Raw genomic sequence first — 17,640 nt, forward strand, 5'->3', positions numbered from 1 at the left:
GGAGAGAAACATGGGAAGCATTACCCTTCAGAAAGTTTCGAAGGTCTTCGGTGAAGCCAAGGTCATCCCTTCGATCGACCTCGAGATCAAGGACGGCGAGTTCGTCGTCTTCGTCGGCCCGTCCGGCTGCGGCAAGTCCACCCTGCTCCGATTGATTGCCGGTCTTGAGGATGTCAGCGGCGGCAACATCGTCATTGACGGCAGGGATGCGACGGAAAAGGCTCCGTCGGAACGCGGGCTCGCGATGGTCTTCCAGTCCTATGCGCTCTATCCGCACATGAGCGTGCGCAACAACATCGCCTTCCCGCTCAAGATGGCCGGCGTCGACAAGGCGGAGATCGACAGGAAGGTCGCCGACGCCGCACGCGTTTTGAACCTGACGGACTATCTCGAGCGCAAGCCGCGCCAGCTTTCGGGTGGTCAGCGCCAGCGCGTCGCGATCGGCCGCGCCATCGTGCGCCAGCCGTCGGCCTTCCTGTTCGACGAGCCACTCTCGAACCTTGATGCCGCGCTTCGCGTCAACATGCGCCTCGAGATCAGCGAGCTGCACCAGCAGCTGAAGACGACGATGATTTACGTCACCCACGACCAGGTCGAAGCCATGACCATGGCCGACAAGATCGTCGTGCTGAACCGCGGCAATATCGAGCAGGTCGGTTCGCCGCTGGAGCTCTATCACAAACCGCGCAACCTCTTCGTCGCGGGCTTCATCGGCTCGCCGAAGATGAACTTCGTCAAGGGCCAGTATGCCGCCCAGTTCGGCGCGCCCACGATCGGCGTACGACCGGAGCATGTGTTGTTGTCGACCGAAAGCGGCGACTGGAAGGGCAAGGTGATGGTCGCCGAACATCTAGGTGCGGATACCTTCCTGCATGTCGATGTCGAAGGCATCGGCCATGTCACGGCGCGCGGCGGTGGCGACTTCCCGGCAAAGGCCGGCGATGCTGTTTATCTGACGCCTGACAAAACACGGATCCACAAATTCAACGAAGGCGGCCTCGCCATCTGAGCGCATTGTTGCCGGGTTGGGGACGAAAGAGCAACGCCGGACAAGGTGCCCGGCGTGCCGATACCGGGGTCATAGCCGATCCCGAAGACCTTCAAGAGGACTGAAACATGACGTGCAAATTATCGCTGGCAACGCTTTCCGAGGCGGCAAAGACAGCCGCCGTACCGACATATGAGCGGGCGTCGCTGAAGGCGGGCATCGTGCACTTCGGGGTGGGCAATTTCCACCGTGCCCACCAGGCGATCTATCTGGACGACCTTTTCAATCAGGGCCAGGATCATGATTGGGCGATCGTCGGGGCCGGTATTCTCCCCTCCGATGCGGCCATGCGCGCAAAGCTTGCTGCGCAGGACTTCCTGACCACGGTCGTCGAACAGGACAACAAGAAGACGTCCGCGCGCATTACCGCGCCGATGATCGATGTTCTGCCTGTCGGCGACGCCAAGGCGATCATTGCCAAGCTTGCCGATCCCGCAATCCGCATCGTTTCGATGACGATCACCGAAGGTGGCTATTTCATCGATGCATCCGGCAAGTTTAATCCGGGCCACCCGGCAATCGCCGCCGATGGCCATAACCCCGCCGACCCGAAAACCGTCTTCGGCCTTATTGTTGCCGGGCTCAAGGCGCGCCAAGAGAAGGGCATCGTGCCTTTCACCGTCATGTCCTGCGACAACATTCCGCATAACGGCGTCGTCACCTCGAACGCCGTTGTCGGCACAGCAGTGCTTTCAGATCCCGCCTTCGCCGACTGGATCAAGGCGAACGTCGCCTTCCCGAACGCCATGGTGGACCGCATTACGCCGGCAACGGGGCAGCGGGAAATCGATCTTTTAAAGGATGCCTTCGGCATCGAGGACAACTGGCCCGTCTATTGCGAAGAGTTCAAGCAGTGGGTGCTGGAAGACAAGTTCACCGCAGGGCGTCCAGCGCTGGAGAAGGTGGGTGTGACGTTCGTGCCGGATGTGACGCCCTACGAGCACATGAAGATCCGGATTCTGAACGGTGGACACGCCGCGATTGCCTATCCGGCAGCGCTGATGGACATCCATTTCGTGCACGATTCGATGGAAGATCCACTGATCCGGGCCTTCCTCGCCAAGCTGGAAAAAGAAGAGATCATTCCGATCGTTCCGCCGGTCCCCAATACTTCGCTGACGGACTACTTCGCGCTGATCGAGCACCGACTGCTCAATCCGAAAATTGCCGATACGATCCCGCGTCTGGCGCAGGACGGATCGAACCGGCAGCCGAAGTTCATTCTGCCGTCGACGCTCGACAATCTGAACCAGGGCAGGGATGTCGTCGGCCTGGCGCTGGTTTCGGCACTGTGGTGCCGCTACTTCGCGGGAAAGACGGACAGCGGCAAGGACATCGCCTTCAACGACGCGAGCGCCGACCGGCTGCATGCTGCAGCTTTGAAGGCCAAGAATGACGCGACGGCGTTCCTCGCCTTCGACGACATCTTCGGCGAGGTGTCGAAATCCGAGCTGTTCTGCAAGCGCTTTGCCCACGCATTGAAAACCCTGTGGGAAAAGGGCACGCGTGAAACCCTGCAGCTTTATCTCGACAACAAACTTGCTGTGTAAGGATCTGTGGCGGCATTCCTGCCGCCGCCTCCGCCCGTCCGGTGGATGGAAATTTCCTGCACCAACTGCGATTGGGTCTGCCATGGCTGAGGCTGAAACACGGCTGGTCATTTTCGATTGCGACGGCGTTCTTGTCGACAGCGAGCCGATCTCGGTGGGTGTCCTCGTCAAGGCGATGAACGATCTTAACGTCCCGATCACCGAGGAAGAGGTCTACGGTCGTTTTCTTGGACGAAGTCTCGCAACGGTGATCGAGACGATGAAGACTGAATACAACGTCCATCCGGGCCAGGAATTTCTCGAGCAGATTCGCACCGATCTCTACGCGCGGTTTCGCAAGGAGTTGAAGCCGATGGATGGGGTTGCCGAAACGATCGATCGGCTCGGCGTTCCCTGTTGCGTCGCCTCTTCCAGCCAGGTCGAGCGCATCCGCCTGTCGCTGACGGTCACCGGTTTGATCGACCGTCTTCCTGATATCTTCAGCGCAACGATGGTCAAGCACGGCAAGCCGGCGCCCGACCTCTTCCTGCATGCGGCGCGGGAAATGAACGTCGATCCTGCGAATTGCGTCGTCGTCGAAGACAGCCCCGCTGGCATCGAAGCGGCGAAGGCGGCAGGCATGAGGGTGTTTGCCTTTACGGGCGGATCGCACGCCAATTTTTCTGGCTATCGCGCTGAACTTGACCGGCTTTCTCCCGAAGCCGTGTTTGACGCGATGCCGGATTTGATCCACCTTGTCCGCAAACATAAGCAGGACGGGATGCACCTTTAATGCCTCAGCATGTGGTTGCGGTCGATATCGGCACGGGCAGTGCGCGCGCCGGCGTCTTCGACGCTCGCGGCGCGTTGCTGGGCAAGGCCGAACACCCGATCATCATGAACAGGCCGCGTGAGAACCACGCCGAACACGATTCCGAAGACATCTGGTCGGCGGTCTGCATTGCGGTGCGCAAGGCGATGGAGCAATCGGGTGCGGCACCTGCATCGGTGGGCGCGATCGGCTTCGACGCCACCTGTTCGCTCGTCGTGCGCGATGTCGACGGTGGTCAGATCAGCGTTTCGACAGGTGGCGAACGACGCTTCGACACGATCGTCTGGCTCGACCACCGGGCGCTGAAGGAAGCCGATTTCTGCACGGCGACGGGGCATCCGGTGCTGGAGCATTCCGGGCATTTCATGTCGCCGGAAATGGAAATGCCGAAGCTGATGTGGTTGAAGAAGAAGCTGCCTGGCACCTGGATGAACACCGGCTATCTGTTCGACCTCGCCGATTTCATGACCTGGAAGGCGACCGGCGCACTTATGCGGTCACGCTGCACGCTGACGGCCAAGTGGAACTATCTCGCACATCTGGACAAGGGATGGCAGAAGGACTTCCTCGAGCAGATCGGGCTTGGTGACCTATTGGAACGCGGGCGGCTGCCGGAGGAAACAGTGCCGGTCGGCAAGAGCGTCGGAACGTTGACGCAGGAAGCCGCCTCGGCGCTTGGATTGACGACGGCGTGCCATGTCTCCGCAGGCATGATCGATGCCTATGCCGGGGCGCTGGGCACGCTTGGCGGCGAAGCGCAGGATGTCCACCGGCTGGAACGCCAACTGGCGCTCATTGCCGGCACGTCGAGCTGCATTGTGTCCTTCTCGCGCGAGCGCAAGCCGAGTCACGGCATGTGGGGCCCGTACTACGAAGTTGTCTTTCCGGAATCCTGGCTGGTCGAGGCGGGGCAATCGGCAACGGGCGCGTTGCTCGATCATATCGTGCGGATGCACGCGGCCGGCGGCGAACCGACTGCGGCGCTGCACCAGAAGATCGTCCTCCGCATTGCGCAGCTTCGCGCCGAGGAAGGGGACGAATTCGGCGCCCGCATCTTCGTCCTGCCCGATTTTCACGGCAACCGCTCGCCGCTTGCCGACCCGCATGCCGTCGGCGGTATCAGCGGCCTGACGCTCGACACCTCGTTCGACGGGCTCTGCGCGCTCTATTGGCGCACCGCCGTGGCGATCGCGCTGGGGATCCGCCACATCCTCGAGCGGATGAAGGAGTATGGCTATGTGCCAGACACCTTGCATGTCGCGGGCGGCCATGTGAAGAACCCCGTGCTGATGGAGCTCTATTCGGATGCAACCGGCTGCAAGGTCGTGGTGCCGAAGATGAATGAGGCGGTGCTGCTGGGCACGGCGATGGCCGCTTCCGTCGCGTGCGGTCTCTATGGCGATCTTGCGGAAGCAGGGTCGGCCATGTATCCGGGCGGCGAAGAGCAGCTGCCGGATGCGGCCAAACAGGCCCTTTACGACCGCGACTATCGCAGATTGCTCGCCATGTACCGCCACCGCGCCGAACTGGAGGCGATGGAGTAGGCGCCTGAAGCCTTTCAGGTCAAATTGACGCGTTTCGTTGGCTCAAACGAAGTCGGCCGGTCGATCAGGCGGCCTTCGCCGATCGCCGCTGCCCTGACGTAAACCTGCTCCGGCAAAACGCTTCAATTTAACCCCTGAAAGGTTCTAGCGGTTTCCGCTCTCTCCGAGCACGCTGCCGAATTCGGCCATGCGGCGGGTGCGGGCGCTCGCTTCTTCGCCGGCTGCGGCAATGACGGCTTCCGACAGACAGTCGAGCAGGCCCATCAGCGGCGGCAGGTTGTCGTCGTCCTCAGATCGGGCAGGCGGGAGAGCGAGCACGAGATTGGCCTGATCCGGAATCCAGTTGGCGCCCTGTGCGGTAATCAAGATGACCTTGTATCCGTAGCGCCGTGCCGTCCGGGCCAGCAACCGGGCTTTACCGAAGCGGCGGCTGTCGATCACGATCAGCAAGGCGTCCTTGCCGTCCAGCCGTGCGAAAAGCTCGGCGAAACGGCTGCCCGTTCCGTCAAGCGCACGAACGCCATCTCGGGCGTGCGTCAATCGCTGGGCAAAGTGGGACGCAAAGCCGGATAATCGCGCATGCGTGGCGACGAAGATCTCCCGCGCGGCAGCGATCGTGGACACGGCCTCGCTCCACTGCGGCTGGCCCGTCAAGTGGTAGATATGGTGCAGCGCCTGAATTTGCTCGGAAACGAGGACGGCCAGCGGCTTGCCGGCGGAGGCGTCGGTCTGCAGTTGTGTGAACGATGCCTGCAACTGCGTGGGCGAAATGGTGCTGGTCTCGCGGATATGGATTTTGACGCTATCCAGTCCCTGATAGCCGAGCGCGCGAAGAAAACGGCCCACCGTCATGGGACTCAAGTCCAGCCGGTCGGCAACGGAAGCGGCGGTTTCAAAGGGGAGGTCGTTCAGATGTTCAGAAAAATATTTCGCGATTCGTCGTTCGGCCGGGGTGCCGGACTTGGCATATTGGCGGAGTTTCTGGACAAAATCTTCCACGTCAGCCGTCCTGATCTTCCCGGAAGCATTTCTCGGATATGCAGGGCAACCCTTGTCGTTTGCAACTATTCCGGAAGCTGCGTCTCAGGATTAAACAATCTTAGTTGATAAATTACTATATATTAACATAGGTTTCCCGACAAGTTTTGGGTCGATTGGTCGGGTTTATTTCAGCCTTGCCGTTCAAAGTTCAGATTCCTACATGGTTATTGCAACCGGAGACCTCAGAATGATCTTTCAGGCCGCTCGCCTATCCGTCATCAATCTTCTTGCGGCGGAGACACGCTCAGTCTTCTGGAAGGTGCTAGGGCTCACTCTTCTGGTGCTTGCCGGGCTCTGGCTGGCGCTGCGCAGTGCTTTTATATCGTTTGTCTTCCCGTGGATTGCCAACTTTTTTCCTGCCGTGCCGGATTGGGCGGGGTGGCTCGGCTTCGTGGTTGCGATCGCTGCCGGCATCGGACTTGCGCTTGGGTTGGCGCTGTTGCTGTCACCGGTGACGGCGCTGATTGCCGGTCTGTTTCTCGACGATGTGGCGGAGGTGGTAGAAAAGCGGGACTATCCCTCGGATCCGCCCGGCACAGCGATGCCGCTCGGTCCGGCGCTCGCAAGCTCTGTCAAGTTTGTCGGTGTCGTCATCCTTGGTAATGTCGTCGCGCTCTTCCTGCTCTTCGTGCCGGGCATCAACCTGATCGCCTTCTTCCTGGTCAACGGCTACCTGCTCGGCCGCGAATTCTTCGAGTTTGCCGCGATGCGGTTCCGTTCGCCGCAGCAGGCAAGAGCGTTCCGCGCCAAGCATGCGGCGACAGTCTTCCTCGCGGGGCTTGTCATTGCCGCCTTCCTTGCCATCCCGATCGTCAATCTGCTGACGCCGCTCTTCGCCGCAGGATTGATGGTGCATCTACACAAGCTGATTTCCCGTGAGGATCCGGGACTTCGCAGCTAAGGGGCAGGCGGAGCATGCCGAAGTCTGCGCCTCCAGGCTTACTCGATGGCCTCTCCAATCACTTGGCGCGGTAGTTCGACCAGTGGCGCCGGCACGTCGCAGGTCTTCTCGGGCGACTTGCAGATGTCGGCAATGACGCAGCGCTCGCATTCCGGCTTGCGCGCCTTGCAGGTGTAGCGACCATGCAGGATCAGCCAATGGTGGGCATGATAGAGGTAGTGCCTTGGCACCACCTTCATCAGCCGTTCCTCGACGTCGTCGGGCGTTTTGCCCGGGGCCAGCTTGATGCGGTTGGCGATACGGAAAATATGCGTATCCACCGCCATCGTCGCCTGGCCGAAGGCCATGGATAGCACCACGTTGGCGGTCTTGCGGCCGACACCGGGCAGCGTCACCAGCTCGTCGCGTGTCTGCGGCACGACGCCACCGAACTTATCGACCAGCATTCGCGAGAGAGCGATGACGTTCCTTGCCTTGTTTCGATAGAGGCCGATCGTCTTGATGTAGTCGCGTACCCGCTCTTCACCAAGCGCCAGCATTTTCTCGGGCGTGTCGGCGATCTTGAAGAGTGCCCGCGTAGCCTTGTTGACGCCTGTGTCCGTCGCCTGGGCGGAGAGGGCGACGGCGACGACAAGCGTGAACGGGTTCGTGTGCTCTAGTTCGCCCTTTGGCTCCGGGCGTTGGATGGAGAAGCGGCGGAACATCTCCTCGCGTTCGGCTTCGGAATAGACAGAGCGGGCTGTTGCCGGCTTCTTGCGGCGAACGATCACTTTTGAGTTGTGCGGCGATGTGGCGGCGGATTTGAGTTTCGGAGTTGACATGGAAAATCTATACTTGGCAGCCATGATGGAAAGCAACGCCGATCAAGCCAACGAAGAACCTGTTTTTGCCGCCGAGCTTTTTCCGTACCGGTCGCTCGGCCGCAAGGGTTTCAAGGTGTTGCTGCTTCTGAGCGGCGCGGTGTGCTCGATGTACGGCATGTTCTTCGTGGCAACAGGCGCCTGGCCGATCGGCTTCTTCTTCGGGCTGGATTTTCTGCTGCTCTACGGCGCCTTCTGGCTGAACTACCGTTCCGGCCGGGTGCGGGAGGAAGTGACGGTGTCGCGTAGTGATATTTCGGTGCGCAAGTTCGCGCCCTCCGGTCGGATGGTCGAGCACCACTTCAATCCATTCTGGACCCGCTTCTTCGTCCGCCGGCATCAGGAAATCGGCATCCTTTCCATGTATATCTCAGGCGAGGGAAGGGGCACGGATATCGGTTCCTTCCTCAATCCGGATGACCGTGAGAGCTTCGCCCTGGCCTTCAAACGGGCGCTTGCCACCGTCAAACAGCGGATCTGACCGGCCCGCAAGAATCGGGTGGCTTGTGATCGCTCCCTTGACTATCTCCTTGGTACAAGGAGAAAGATCATGAACATGGTAGCCAAGCTGAACAACGACATCACGCCCGATGGCTCTGATTACGAAACCGTGCGCCAGGTGATCGAACTCATCACCGAGGACTATCGCGATCAGCCGTCTCTCGAAACGATCGCGGCACGGCTCGGCCAATCGCCGACGCAACTGCAGAAGACATTCACGCGGTGGGCGGGTCTGTCTCCGAAGGCATTCCTGCAGGCCGTCACGCTCGATCACGCAAAGCGGCTTCTCCGCGAGGAAGCGATGCCATTGCTGGAGACCTCGATCGAGGTCGGGCTCTCCGGCCCCAGCCGCTTGCACGATCTTTTCGTGACGCATGAGGCGATGTCGCCGGGCGAATGGAAGGCCAAGGGCGGCGGGCTGACAATCCGCTACGGCTTCCATCCTTCGCCATTCGGCGTTGCACTTGTGATGGCTACCGACCGCGGCCTCGCGGGGCTTGCCTTCAGCAATCACGGCGACGAGGCGGCTTGTCTTGACGATATGACATGCCGCTGGCCGAATGCGAGCTATGTCCAGGATACCGAAGCGACAGCGCCCTATGCCGAGCGGATATTCGAGCCAGGCCGCTGGACGTCGGACCAACCGCTGCGCGTCGTGCTGATCGGCACTGATTTCCAGGTGCAGGTATGGGAAAGCTTGTTGAAGATCCCCTTCGGCAAGGCCGTGACCTACAGTGACATCGCCAACGATATCGGGCGGCCAAAAGCGATGCGCGCCGTCGGCGCGGCGGTCGGTGCGAATCCGATTTCGTTCGTTGTCCCCTGCCATCGGGCGGTCGGCAAGGGTGGCGCCCTGACCGGTTATCACTGGGGTCTTACCCGCAAGCGTGCGATCCTCGGCTGGGAAGCGGCGCACGCGTAAACAGGGCGACGCCTCTATCCAATCTGTGGATACACTTCCTCCCTCGAGAGTCCTGCCATCAAAAACTCAGGAATCGTCGGTTTGATTTCGTGGCTGGGACTCGAGGAGGCGGAAATGAACCCTGGAGAAAAGCCGTGCAAGGTCGTCGGCATTGCCGTTGGCCTGCTCGCGATGTCGTTGGTCCCGGCCTGGGCCAGCTGCAAATCGGCGATGAGTAGCCCGCAATGGCCGGATGTCGCGCGAGCGATATCGACCGCCCAGTTGTGCGAGCAACTTCCCGTAGGGCCCAATCGAACCAGCAGTTTCAAGGTTGTGTCCGCAGATGTCTGTTCGACGGGAGACAGTCTCGCATCCATTAAGGCAACAGCGCTTTTGACCTGCGAGACCGGCGATGACGCGCTCTTTCAGATGGAGCCGGTGGAGGGCAAGGTTGTGGCCACTGTCTCCCTCGATGTGAGGGCGTGCAGGATCATGGACACCCACATTGAAATCGATGGTGAGATCGGAAGCCTGTTATCAGGATTGCCGGATACCCAGGATTTCGGGCGTAACTGGGCACAATCGCAATTGACGCGCCTGTGCCAGCTGCGGTGACGATAACCGGGTGTCGGCAAGCCGTTAGGCGGTCTCCGCCAGTTCGAGCAGAGCCTTGGCGGCGCTTTCGTCGGTGATCAGTGTGTTGCAGCCGATCCGCTTGATGGTGGCCCGGATTGCCACGGCCCGATGCGCGCCGCCCGATGACAGCACGATATGTTTGGCCTTCTTCAAGGTATCAAGGTCCACTGACATGACGCGACTGTTGATCGAGTGATCGACCGTGTTACCGTCCTTGTCGAGGAAGTTGAACATGGTGTCGCAGACGCAGCCGGCGTCGATTAGCTGTTCCAGTTCGGCTTTCGAGATCCATCCCTCCGACAGAGAGGTTGAGTGCGGGCCGATATCGCCGCAGCTGACGATCGCAAGATCCAGTGTTTCCGCCAGCCGATAGATCGTGTCCAGCCCGCATTTCTCGACAAGGTTTTGCTTCGTCTCGGTCGAATCCACCAGCAGCGGAGCGAGGAACATGTAGCACTCCGCGCCGAGCTGGCTCGCGAGCCGCCAGGTGTAGTCGATGGGGTTCGTCTGGTGGACGGCGACGACGCCGCCGAGCAGAGAGACGACCTTGCAATTGTCGCGTCGAGGCGGCCGGAAACTGGAGAGCGAGGCGGTCATGGTGCGGCCCCAGCCGACGCCGATGGTATAATCGTCGGGAATGGCTTCGGAGAGAAACTGTCCAAGCGCAAGCCCGACGCTTTTGGCAAGCGAGTTGGCGTCGGGGTGGGCCGGAGCCGGCACGACGATCGCCTCGTCGAGGCCGTAAGCGCGCTCGAGCTTGACCGACAGTTCGACACAGTCACCGATCGAGTCGTTGATCCAGATCTGCACTTCGCTCCGCTTCATCGCCTCGTCGAGCAGGCGAATAACAGTCGTGCGGCTGATGCCGAGCTGTTCTGCGACATCCTTCTGCGTCAGGCCCTGGTTGTAATAGAGCCAGGCGGCACGCAGCCTGAGAGAGGATGCCTCAGAATAAGCCGTGTGCGTGCCGCGTTTGAGCTTGACCACATCTCCTCCGGAGCGAATTGCGCCCTAGATCTACCATCAAGCCAGGACAGGTTCGTTGTTCCGCCCGATAATGACGGGTGTGACACTTATGTCAATTGAAATGCACAAATGTCCTTGACATATCTAGTCAGGAATAGCGATAGTCACCGCAAAGAAGGTGCCCCGGGCGTGCGAGGAGGTGCGATCGACCGTCCCTCAGGTTTGCAGGTCGTTTGAGAAAGACGATCGCCTGTTCGTAGATGATTTCGCCGGTTGAATACGTGCCGGCTCATAGCTCAAGTCAAAAGGACCAGTGACCATGACATCCAAGCTTGACCAACTCCGCGAGATTACCACGGTCGTTGCCGATACCGGTGACATCGAGGCTGTTGCCCGTCTGAAGCCGGTCGATTGCACCACGAACCCAAGCATCGTGCTGAAGGCACTCGGCACGCCGATGTTCGCAGACACGGTCAAGGAAGCCGTAGCCTGGGGCAAGAAGCAGGGCGGCAATCCAGAGGCCGTTTCGGCGGCCGTTGCCGATCGTCTGGCGATTTCTGTCGGTGCCGCCCTTGTGAAGCTCGTTCCGGGCCGTGTGTCGACCGAAGTCGATGCGGACCTCTCTTTCGATACCGGAGCGTCGCTTGCCAAGGCACGTTCCATCATCGCTGCCTACAAGCAACGCGGCATCGAGCGCGACCGCATCCTCATCAAGCTGGCTTCCACCTGGGAAGGTATCCGTGCGGCAGAAATCCTGCAGAAGGAAGGCATCGACTGCAACCTGACGCTTCTCTTCTCGAAGGCCCAGGCGGTTGCTTGCGCCGACGCCAAAGTGTTTCTGATCTCGCCCTTCGTCGGCCGCATTCTCGACTGGTACAAGAAGTCGACGGGCAAGGAATTCACGCCTGAGGAAGATCCGGGTGTCCTCTCCGTCCGCGACATCTACAACTATTACAAGGCCAACGACATCAAGACGATCGTCATGGGCGCGTCGTTCCGCAGCGCTGGTGAAATCGAGGCGCTGGCCGGTTGCGATCGCCTGACGATCGCGCCGAACCTGCTCGACGAGCTCTCCAACGACCAAGGCAAACTCGAGCGCAAGCTGTCCCCCGATGTGACGAAGCCTGCCCCGAAGATCACGATCGATGAAAAGACCTTCCGCTGGATGATGAACGAAGACGCGATGGCGACCGAAAAGCTCGCCGAAGGCATCCGCGCTTTCGCCAAGGACCTCGGCACGCTGCGCGGTATGGTCCAGAAGGAACTGCAGCTCGCGGCCGCTTGAGGCTTTCGAGCGTTGGATTGAGAAAAGGGCGGCGCCATCGGCACCGCCCTTTTTCGTTTCACATCGACCAGATGCGCATGGCGTTGGCCTGATAGAGCTTGTCGCGTTCCTCAGGGCTGCAGCCTCCAGTCAGAGCATGGGTGGCTGCGACCCAGGGTGTCAACCCGCCCCCCAGCGTGCAGACCGGCCAGTCGCTGCCCCAGACGACGCGATCCCAGCCGAAGCTTTCGATCGCGTGCTCGACATAGGGACGCAGGCTGTCGACCGACCAGTTTTCGAGATCGCCATAGGCGATGACGCCCGAGATCTTCGCGGTGACGTTCGAGCGGCGCGAGAATTCCGTGATGCCTTTGCGCCAGACGTCGCTCATGCCGCTCTTGATCGGCGGATTGGCGCAATGGTCGAGAATGAAGCGAACATCCGGGCAATGATCGACAAGCGCGAGGACGGTTTCGAATTGATGCGGGAAGACACAGAGGTCGAACGTCATGCGGGTGGCGGATAGCCGGCTGATGTTTTCGCGAAATAGTGGCCGTGCGGCCGTGTCGTCGGGAGCCACATGCAGGACGCGGCGGAACCCCTTGACGAAGGGATCGGCAAGTGACCGTTCGAGATAAGCCGCGAATCCATGCTCCTCCGGCCTGCAGGCGGCGATGACGCCGCGCACGAGGCTGCCCGGGCGGCGACTGACCTGCCTGACATAATTGGTTTCGTCATCGATGCGCGCGGGTGCTACGTCGACTTCCATATGCAGGACATTGGAAATTCCGCAGCGCATCGCATCACGCGCGTAGTCTTCATAGAGATTATCCCGGTTGAGGTCACCCGCGCCGGAGAGCCAGGGATAGTCGAGCGCCTGCCGATCAACGATGTGCAGGTGTGTATCGAAGAGCATGCGGTTCCTCCCATCCATGCCATGTTGTCTGCGCCGAACTGCGGTATCCGCGCGGTGATACCTTGATGGTCAGATTTCCCATGCCCGTCGCCACGAGATCGACTAGGGTTTCTGCGGCGAGCGAAGCGTGCTTATACAGGTTGACGCCAATTTGAATATATTGTTTGCATATGAATGAACGCGCCGCAAGCGCAGGAATTTGGGAGGATGTATGAGCCACGGTCTGGAAGGCAAGAAGGTCGTCATCACGGCGGCAGGGCAGGGTATCGGTCGAGCGAGCGCTGAGCGCTTCCTTTCGCTTGGCGCGCATGTCTATGCGACCGATATCAACGAAAAGACGCTTTCCACGCTGGAAGGCGCTGAGAAGCACGTTCTCAACGCGCTCGATGGTGATGCCGTCCGCGCCCTCGCAGCCGAGATCGGCCCGATCGACGTTCTCTTCAATTGCGCCGGCTTCGTTCATGCGGGCTCGATCCTCGAATGCGACGAGAAGGACTGGGACTTCTCCTTCAACCTGAACGCCAAGGCGATGTATACGACCTGCCGTACTTTCCTTCCCGGCATGCTGGAGAAGGGCAAGGGGTCCATCGTCAACATGGCCTCGGTTGCTTCCAGCGTGAAGGGCGTTCCCAATCGTTTCGCCTATAGTGCATCGAAGGCAGCCGTGATCGGTCTTACCAAGTCGATTGCCTCTGACTTTGTCGCCAAGGGCATCCGCGCCAACGCGATCTGCCCCGGCACGGTGGACAGCCCCTCTCTGCACGATCGCCTGCGCGCCACTGGCGACTACGAAAAGGCGCTGAAGGATTTCATCGCCCGCCAACCGATGGGACGCATTGCAACCCCAGAGGAAATTGCTGCGCTCGTGACCTATCTCGCTGGTGACGAATCCGGCTTCACGACAGGTCAGATCCATGTCGTCGACGGTGGCTGGACCGGCTGAGATCATATTGCTCCCGCTGCCATCAAGCTGATATCAAGGGGCGATCTTGCAGCGGTAGGACAGTGATGGCGGAAGGTGCGGGGGACCGGGAAAGTCGGTTCATGGGGCAAGTGCGCAAGCACATGGTGTTCGTCGTCGCCGTGGCGGCCGGGCTGGTGACGTTCTTGCTGCTCACCAGTCGCCAGGTCAACCCGCAGAACCTGATTTTCGGCTGGAACGTGAGCGCCATCGTGTTTACGGCGCTCACCTGGCGCCGGATGTTGCGTGCGAGCGTTGCCAGCATCCGCAAGCGGGCAGAGGATCTCGACTTTTCAGACGTCTTCCTGCTGGCCCTCTCGATCCTGGCGGCGCTCGCCAGCATCGCCGGCATCGCCCTGGAGCTTCATACAGCCAAGGAGGCCGAGGCAGGCGAAGCACTCGTACGAGCGCTTGGTGCAATCGCCACGATTCTGATCTCCTGGGCATTCCTGCATACCTTGTTCACTGTACACTACGCACATCGCTTCTATGGCGGGGAGGATAAGGGGGAAGGGCTGAAGTTTCCGGAAGGCAATGACGAGCCGGTCTATTGGGACTTCCTCTATTACTCCTTCACTATCGGCGTCGCCTCGCAGACGGCCGACGTCGTGACAACATCGGTGACCATGCGCAAGCTGACGCTGCTGCATTCCATCCTGTCGTTCCTTTTTAACACGACGATCCTGGCGCTTGCCATCAATGTCGGGGCGAGCCTCCTCTAGCCCATTTGGCTGCGTGGAGGGGCGCGTCAATCTGATGTATGAAGCAATCTCTGTCGCCAGAGGTTGCTGTCATGGAAGCGTTGCCGCGTGAGAGATTGTTGGTGCTTGCCGGCTGCGACGATGCCAGCCTCAGCGATCTCGAGGACCTGCAGATCATCACGCCTGGAGTCACCGGCTATGCGCCGAGCGACGTCAGCCGGCTTCGGCTGATCCTCGCGCTGCGGGACGCTGGCGTCGGCCTCGATGTGCTTGCCGAGGGATTGAAGCGGCAGTTATTTTCGTTCGAGTTTGCCAGCCAGTTGATATTCGAGCCGGTGACGATGAGCGAGGCGGCGGTCTCGGTCGAGGTGACGATGGGACAACTCAACCTCGACATGCTGAACGCTCTGAGGGCGAATGCCAGCCTGCCGCTTCTGCAGTCGGAGCAGCTGCTTCGCGAAGACGACGTGGAGTTCATCCAGCTTGTGGCGGAGTGCACGCAGCTCGGCGCTTCGGCCGCCGGGATGGAACGGGTGTTGCGCGTCTTCGGTCATTCGGTTCGCCGCTGCGTCGACACGATGCGCGACCTGTTCCGCGGCGAGGTCGAGGAGCCCATGCTGAATGCCGGCCTGGGCTACCACAAGCTTCTGGAGATCTCTGCCGCCAAGCGGCTGGCGCTGCAGCGGATCGGTTTCCGGATACTCTTCCTGCTGCAGCGACGGATGCTGGAAGAAGCGGTTTTCGACAATATTGTCGGAAGGCTGCAGGACGCTCTGCGCGAGCACGGATTGGAATCCGGTGACGAGGCGAGCCTGCCTGCTGTCGCCTTCGCCGATCTCTCCGGCTTCACCGGGCTGACGCAGGAGATCGGCGATGTGCCGGCCGCCGAAAAGGCCGCACGGTTCGAGGCGATCGCACAACGCCTTTCACGCAGCTTCGACGGGCGCATCATTAAGCCACTGGGGGATGGCGTGATGATGCTGTTTCCGGATGCGGCCTCGGCCGTGGAAGCATCGCTCTTGCTGGTGGAGCAAAGCCGTCGGATGAGTTGCCTCCGGTGCGGGTTGGTGTCGCGACGGGACAGGTGGTGCCGCGCGACGGCGATATCTTCGGGCGGACAGTCAACCTTGCAGCGCGCGTTTCGGCCCTTGCGGGGCCTTCGCAGACGCTTGTGTGCTTCAATACGCGTGCTGCGGCTGAAGCATCGGTGCGCGGGCTTGCCTTCCAGGGCCTTGGCGCGGTGTCCCTGAAAGGCTTCAAGGATTCGGTGCCTCTCTTTTCCGCACAACGCGCGGGCTAAAGCACCGCATTGCCGGCGATCAGCGCCAGGACGAGGAAGATCAGGAAGATAACCAGCGCAATGCCGAAGAGAACGCGGGCAATCGTGGCCGTTGCGGCCGATATGCCGGAGAAGCCGAAGAAACCGGCGATCAGCGAAACAACGAAGAATATAAGGGCCCATTTAAGCATTGGAATTTTCCTCTCTGCTCATCGCTTAGATTACGAAGTGCGAGGAAAATTGTTCCACATCGCTTAAGGCGAGGTGTGGCAAAAGTCGAAAGGACGCCGCCGCGTGTTGAGCCGGCGGCGCGAGGCAGCTCCCGCTCAGCCGTGATTGATCATCACATGGCGGACGGCAGTGTAGTCCTCCAGCGCGTAGACCGACATGTCCTTGCCGTAGCCGGACTGCTTCAAGCCGCCATGCGGCATCTCGTTGACCAGCATGAAGTGGGTGTTGATCCAGGTGCAGCCATATTGCAGTCGTGCGGCCGTTTTCATGCCGCGGCTGATGTCCTTGGTCCAGACCGAGGAGGCGAGACCATAATCGCTGTCGTTTGCCCAGGTGACGGCATCCTCGACATCAGTGAAGCGGGTGACCGAGACGACGGGGCCAAACACCTCGCGTCGAACGATTTCGTCGTCCTGCGTGGCGCCGGCGATGACGGTTGGCGCGAAGAAGAAGCCCTTCTCGCCCGAGGTCTTGCCGCCGGTCGTGATTTCCATGTGCTTGTGTTCGGCAGCGCGTGTGACGAAGCTCTCGACGCGGTCGCGCTGGCGCTTGGAGATCAGCGGGCCGATCTCGTTTTCGGTATCGTCGGCCTGGTTGAACCTGATCGAGGAGACGGCTGAGGAGAGGTCGGCGACGAACCTGTCGTAGACCTTGGCGTCGGCATAAATGCGGCAGGCGGCGGTGCAATCCTGGCCGGCATTGTAGTAGCCAAACGTGCGAATGCCTGAGACGACGGCGTCGATATCGGCGTCGTCGAAGACGATGACCGGCGCCTTGCCGCCGAGCTCCAGATGCGTGCGCTTGACGGTCTTGGCGGCTGCCTGCAGCACCTTCTTGCCGGTGGCAACATCGCCTGTGATCGACACCATGCCGATCTTCGGATGGTTGATCAGGGCATTGCCGACGCTCTCGCCGCGGCCGAGGATGACGTTGACCACGCCTTTGGGCAGGATATCGGCAAGCAGCTTGGCCATCTTCAGCGCGGTCAGCGGCGTCTGCTCGGAGGGCTTGAAGACGACGGTGTTGCCACCGGCGATCGCGGGCGCCAGCTTCCAGGCCATCATCATCAGCGGGTAGTTCCACGGTGCAATCGAACCAACGATGCCGACCGGATCGCGGCGGATCATCGAGGTATGGCCCGGCAGATACTCGCCGGCGACCGGGCCGTGCAGGTTGCGGACGGCACCGGCGAAGAAGCGGTAACAATCGACGATCGCAGGTATTTCATCGTTCAGCACGGCGTTGATCGGCTTGCCGCAGTTGAGCGCTTCGAGTGCGGCAAACCCCTGCGCGTCCTTCTCGATCGCATCTGCGATCCTCAGAAGGTAGCCCGAGCGTTCAGCGGGTGTCGTCTGCGACCAGCTCCTGAAGGCGCTTTCCGCGGCATCGACGGCGGCGTCGATCTGGCCAAGCGAGGCTTCCGGTAGGTCAAGCACCGTCTCGCCCGTCTTCGGGTTCAGGATGTGCTCTTCCGTCTCCGTGCCCGCTTCGAAGCGGGATCCAATCAGCATCGCGGTGTCCATGATGTT

General features: G+C 60.6%; 19 protein-coding genes. 12 read left to right on the top strand and 7 right to left on the bottom strand.

Annotated features, from left to right (window positions below):
- Window positions 1–10: 10 nt before the first annotated feature.
- From K9B32_RS25920 to K9B32_RS25935, 4 genes are all read left to right on the top strand, one after another.
- Window positions 11–1,009: an ABC transporter ATP-binding protein gene (locus K9B32_RS25920; RefSeq protein ID WP_224567654.1), complete on the top strand. Its 999-nt coding sequence runs from the start codon at window positions 11–13 to the stop codon at window positions 1,007–1,009.
- Between the two features lie 107 nt (window positions 1,010–1,116).
- A complete protein-coding gene (locus K9B32_RS25925) occupies window positions 1,117–2,598 on the top strand; it encodes a mannitol dehydrogenase family protein (protein ID WP_224567656.1) in 1,482 nt (493 codons plus the stop codon).
- An 82-nt stretch (window positions 2,599–2,680) separates the two neighbouring features.
- Window positions 2,681–3,370, top strand: coding sequence for an HAD family hydrolase (locus tag K9B32_RS25930; RefSeq protein WP_224567658.1), 690 nt, complete (start codon window positions 2,681–2,683; stop codon window positions 3,368–3,370).
- Window positions 3,370–4,953, top strand: coding sequence for an FGGY-family carbohydrate kinase (locus K9B32_RS25935; RefSeq protein ID WP_224567660.1), 1,584 nt, complete (start codon window positions 3,370–3,372; stop codon window positions 4,951–4,953). Before K9B32_RS25930 ends, K9B32_RS25935 begins: the two co-directional genes overlap by 1 nt.
- A gap of 144 nt (window positions 4,954–5,097) precedes the next feature.
- On the opposite strand, the gene K9B32_RS25940 is transcribed toward K9B32_RS25935, so the two are convergent.
- Window positions 5,098–5,952 (bottom strand): MurR/RpiR family transcriptional regulator, encoded by an 855-nt coding sequence (locus K9B32_RS25940; protein WP_224567662.1) that lies wholly within the window; start codon window positions 5,950–5,952, stop codon window positions 5,098–5,100.
- Between the two features lie 229 nt (window positions 5,953–6,181).
- Between K9B32_RS25940 and K9B32_RS25945 the strand changes: the two genes are divergently transcribed.
- On the top strand, window positions 6,182–6,895 hold the full coding sequence (locus K9B32_RS25945; protein WP_224567664.1) for a sulfate transporter family protein: 714 nt from the start codon (window positions 6,182–6,184) through the stop codon (window positions 6,893–6,895).
- Window positions 6,896–6,933: 38 nt separating this feature from the next.
- Here K9B32_RS25945 and nth read toward each other — a convergent pair whose 3' ends face one another.
- Window positions 6,934–7,716, bottom strand: coding sequence for an endonuclease III (gene nth / locus K9B32_RS25950; RefSeq protein ID WP_224567666.1), 783 nt, complete (start codon window positions 7,714–7,716; stop codon window positions 6,934–6,936).
- 22 nt (window positions 7,717–7,738) lie between these two features.
- On the opposite strand from nth, the gene K9B32_RS25955 reads away from it, so the two are divergent.
- The 3 genes from K9B32_RS25955 to K9B32_RS25965 all read left to right on the top strand — a co-directional run bounded on the left by K9B32_RS25955 (window position 7,739) and on the right by K9B32_RS25965 (window position 9,772).
- Entirely contained in the window at window positions 7,739–8,236 is a 498-nt protein-coding gene (locus K9B32_RS25955) for a DUF2244 domain-containing protein (RefSeq protein ID WP_224567688.1), read from the top strand.
- 69 nt (window positions 8,237–8,305) lie between these two features.
- Entirely contained in the window at window positions 8,306–9,178 is an 873-nt protein-coding gene (locus K9B32_RS25960; protein ID WP_224567667.1) for a methylated-DNA--[protein]-cysteine S-methyltransferase, read from the top strand.
- 114 nt (window positions 9,179–9,292) lie between these two features.
- On the top strand, window positions 9,293–9,772 hold the full coding sequence (locus tag K9B32_RS25965) for a hypothetical protein (protein WP_224567669.1): 480 nt from the start codon (window positions 9,293–9,295) through the stop codon (window positions 9,770–9,772).
- Window positions 9,773–9,796: 24 nt separating this feature from the next.
- On the opposite strand, the gene K9B32_RS25970 is transcribed toward K9B32_RS25965, so the two are convergent.
- Window positions 9,797–10,780 carry a sugar-binding transcriptional regulator gene (locus K9B32_RS25970; protein ID WP_224567671.1) on the bottom strand — a complete coding sequence of 328 codons (984 nt, stop codon included), beginning with the start codon at window positions 10,778–10,780 and terminating at the stop codon, window positions 9,797–9,799.
- A 298-nt stretch (window positions 10,781–11,078) separates the two neighbouring features.
- On the opposite strand from K9B32_RS25970, the gene tal reads away from it, so the two are divergent.
- Complete coding sequence (gene tal / locus K9B32_RS25975; RefSeq protein ID WP_224567673.1) at window positions 11,079–12,044, top strand: transaldolase; 966 nt, start codon at window positions 11,079–11,081, stop codon at window positions 12,042–12,044.
- A gap of 58 nt (window positions 12,045–12,102) precedes the next feature.
- Here tal and K9B32_RS25980 read toward each other — a convergent pair whose 3' ends face one another.
- On the bottom strand, window positions 12,103–12,939 hold the full coding sequence (locus K9B32_RS25980; protein ID WP_224567675.1) for an amidohydrolase family protein: 837 nt from the start codon (window positions 12,937–12,939) through the stop codon (window positions 12,103–12,105).
- A 211-nt stretch (window positions 12,940–13,150) separates the two neighbouring features.
- Here K9B32_RS25980 and K9B32_RS25985 point away from each other — a divergent pair, with 211 nt between their 5' ends.
- Together K9B32_RS25985 and K9B32_RS25990 are read left to right on the top strand one after the other, a co-directional pair.
- The gene (locus tag K9B32_RS25985) at window positions 13,151–13,882 is read left to right on the top strand and encodes an SDR family oxidoreductase (protein ID WP_224567676.1); all 732 of its coding nucleotides are present in this window, start codon (window positions 13,151–13,153) and stop codon (window positions 13,880–13,882) included.
- 101 nt (window positions 13,883–13,983) lie between these two features.
- Window positions 13,984–14,622 (top strand): DUF1345 domain-containing protein, encoded by a 639-nt coding sequence (locus K9B32_RS25990; RefSeq protein WP_411969751.1) that lies wholly within the window; start codon window positions 13,984–13,986, stop codon window positions 14,620–14,622.
- Between the two features lie 272 nt (window positions 14,623–14,894).
- Here the strand turns inward: K9B32_RS25990 and K9B32_RS25995 are convergent, their stop codons facing one another.
- Window positions 14,895–15,521 (bottom strand): hypothetical protein, encoded by a 627-nt coding sequence (locus K9B32_RS25995; RefSeq protein WP_224567680.1) that lies wholly within the window; start codon window positions 15,519–15,521, stop codon window positions 14,895–14,897.
- A gap of 167 nt (window positions 15,522–15,688) precedes the next feature.
- On the opposite strand from K9B32_RS25995, the gene K9B32_RS26000 reads away from it, so the two are divergent.
- Complete coding sequence (locus K9B32_RS26000; protein ID WP_318013371.1) at window positions 15,689–15,901, top strand: adenylate/guanylate cyclase domain-containing protein; 213 nt, start codon at window positions 15,689–15,691, stop codon at window positions 15,899–15,901.
- On the opposite strand, the gene K9B32_RS26005 is transcribed toward K9B32_RS26000, so the two are convergent.
- Window positions 15,898–16,071, bottom strand: a complete 174-nt coding sequence (locus tag K9B32_RS26005) for a DUF1328 domain-containing protein (RefSeq protein WP_007802774.1) — start codon at window positions 16,069–16,071, stop codon at window positions 15,898–15,900. The genes K9B32_RS26000 and K9B32_RS26005 overlap by 4 nt on opposite strands.
- 135 nt (window positions 16,072–16,206) lie before the next feature.
- Complete coding sequence (locus tag K9B32_RS26010) at window positions 16,207–17,634, bottom strand: gamma-aminobutyraldehyde dehydrogenase (protein WP_224567690.1); 1,428 nt, start codon at window positions 17,632–17,634, stop codon at window positions 16,207–16,209.
- Between the last annotated feature and the right edge of the window lie 6 nt (window positions 17,635–17,640).

It is taken from the genome of Rhizobium sp. 3T7, assembly GCF_020166565.1.
Lineage (GTDB): Bacteria > Pseudomonadota > Alphaproteobacteria > Rhizobiales > Rhizobiaceae > Rhizobium.

What these genes read in the sequence shown, in the direction of transcription:
- K9B32_RS25920 (WP_224567654.1), top strand. Translation starts at nt 11, where the DNA reads ATGGGAAGCATTACCCTTCAGAAAGTTTCGAAGGTCTTCGGTGAAGCC.
- K9B32_RS25925 (WP_224567656.1), top strand. Translation starts at nt 1,117, where the DNA reads ATGACGTGCAAATTATCGCTGGCAACGCTTTCCGAGGCGGCAAAGACA.
- K9B32_RS25930 (WP_224567658.1), top strand. Translation starts at nt 2,681, where the DNA reads ATGGCTGAGGCTGAAACACGGCTGGTCATTTTCGATTGCGACGGCGTT.
- K9B32_RS25935 (WP_224567660.1), top strand. Translation starts at nt 3,370, where the DNA reads ATGCCTCAGCATGTGGTTGCGGTCGATATCGGCACGGGCAGTGCGCGC.
- K9B32_RS25945 (WP_224567664.1), top strand. Translation starts at nt 6,182, where the DNA reads ATGATCTTTCAGGCCGCTCGCCTATCCGTCATCAATCTTCTTGCGGCG.
- nth (WP_224567666.1), bottom strand. Translation starts at nt 7,716, where the DNA reads ATGTCAACTCCGAAACTCAAATCCGCCGCCACATCGCCGCACAACTCA.
- K9B32_RS25955 (WP_224567688.1), top strand. Translation starts at nt 7,739, where the DNA reads ATGATGGAAAGCAACGCCGATCAAGCCAACGAAGAACCTGTTTTTGCC.
- K9B32_RS25960 (WP_224567667.1), top strand. Translation starts at nt 8,306, where the DNA reads ATGAACATGGTAGCCAAGCTGAACAACGACATCACGCCCGATGGCTCT.
- K9B32_RS25965 (WP_224567669.1), top strand. Translation starts at nt 9,293, where the DNA reads ATGAACCCTGGAGAAAAGCCGTGCAAGGTCGTCGGCATTGCCGTTGGC.
- tal (WP_224567673.1), top strand. Translation starts at nt 11,079, where the DNA reads ATGACATCCAAGCTTGACCAACTCCGCGAGATTACCACGGTCGTTGCC.
- K9B32_RS25980 (WP_224567675.1), bottom strand. Translation starts at nt 12,939, where the DNA reads ATGCTCTTCGATACACACCTGCACATCGTTGATCGGCAGGCGCTCGAC.
- K9B32_RS25985 (WP_224567676.1), top strand. Translation starts at nt 13,151, where the DNA reads ATGAGCCACGGTCTGGAAGGCAAGAAGGTCGTCATCACGGCGGCAGGG.
- K9B32_RS25990 (WP_411969751.1), top strand. Translation starts at nt 13,984, where the DNA reads ATGGGGCAAGTGCGCAAGCACATGGTGTTCGTCGTCGCCGTGGCGGCC.
- K9B32_RS26005 (WP_007802774.1), bottom strand. Translation starts at nt 16,071, where the DNA reads ATGCTTAAATGGGCCCTTATATTCTTCGTTGTTTCGCTGATCGCCGGT.
- K9B32_RS26010 (WP_224567690.1), bottom strand. Translation starts at nt 17,634, where the DNA reads ATGGACACCGCGATGCTGATTGGATCCCGCTTCGAAGCGGGCACGGAG.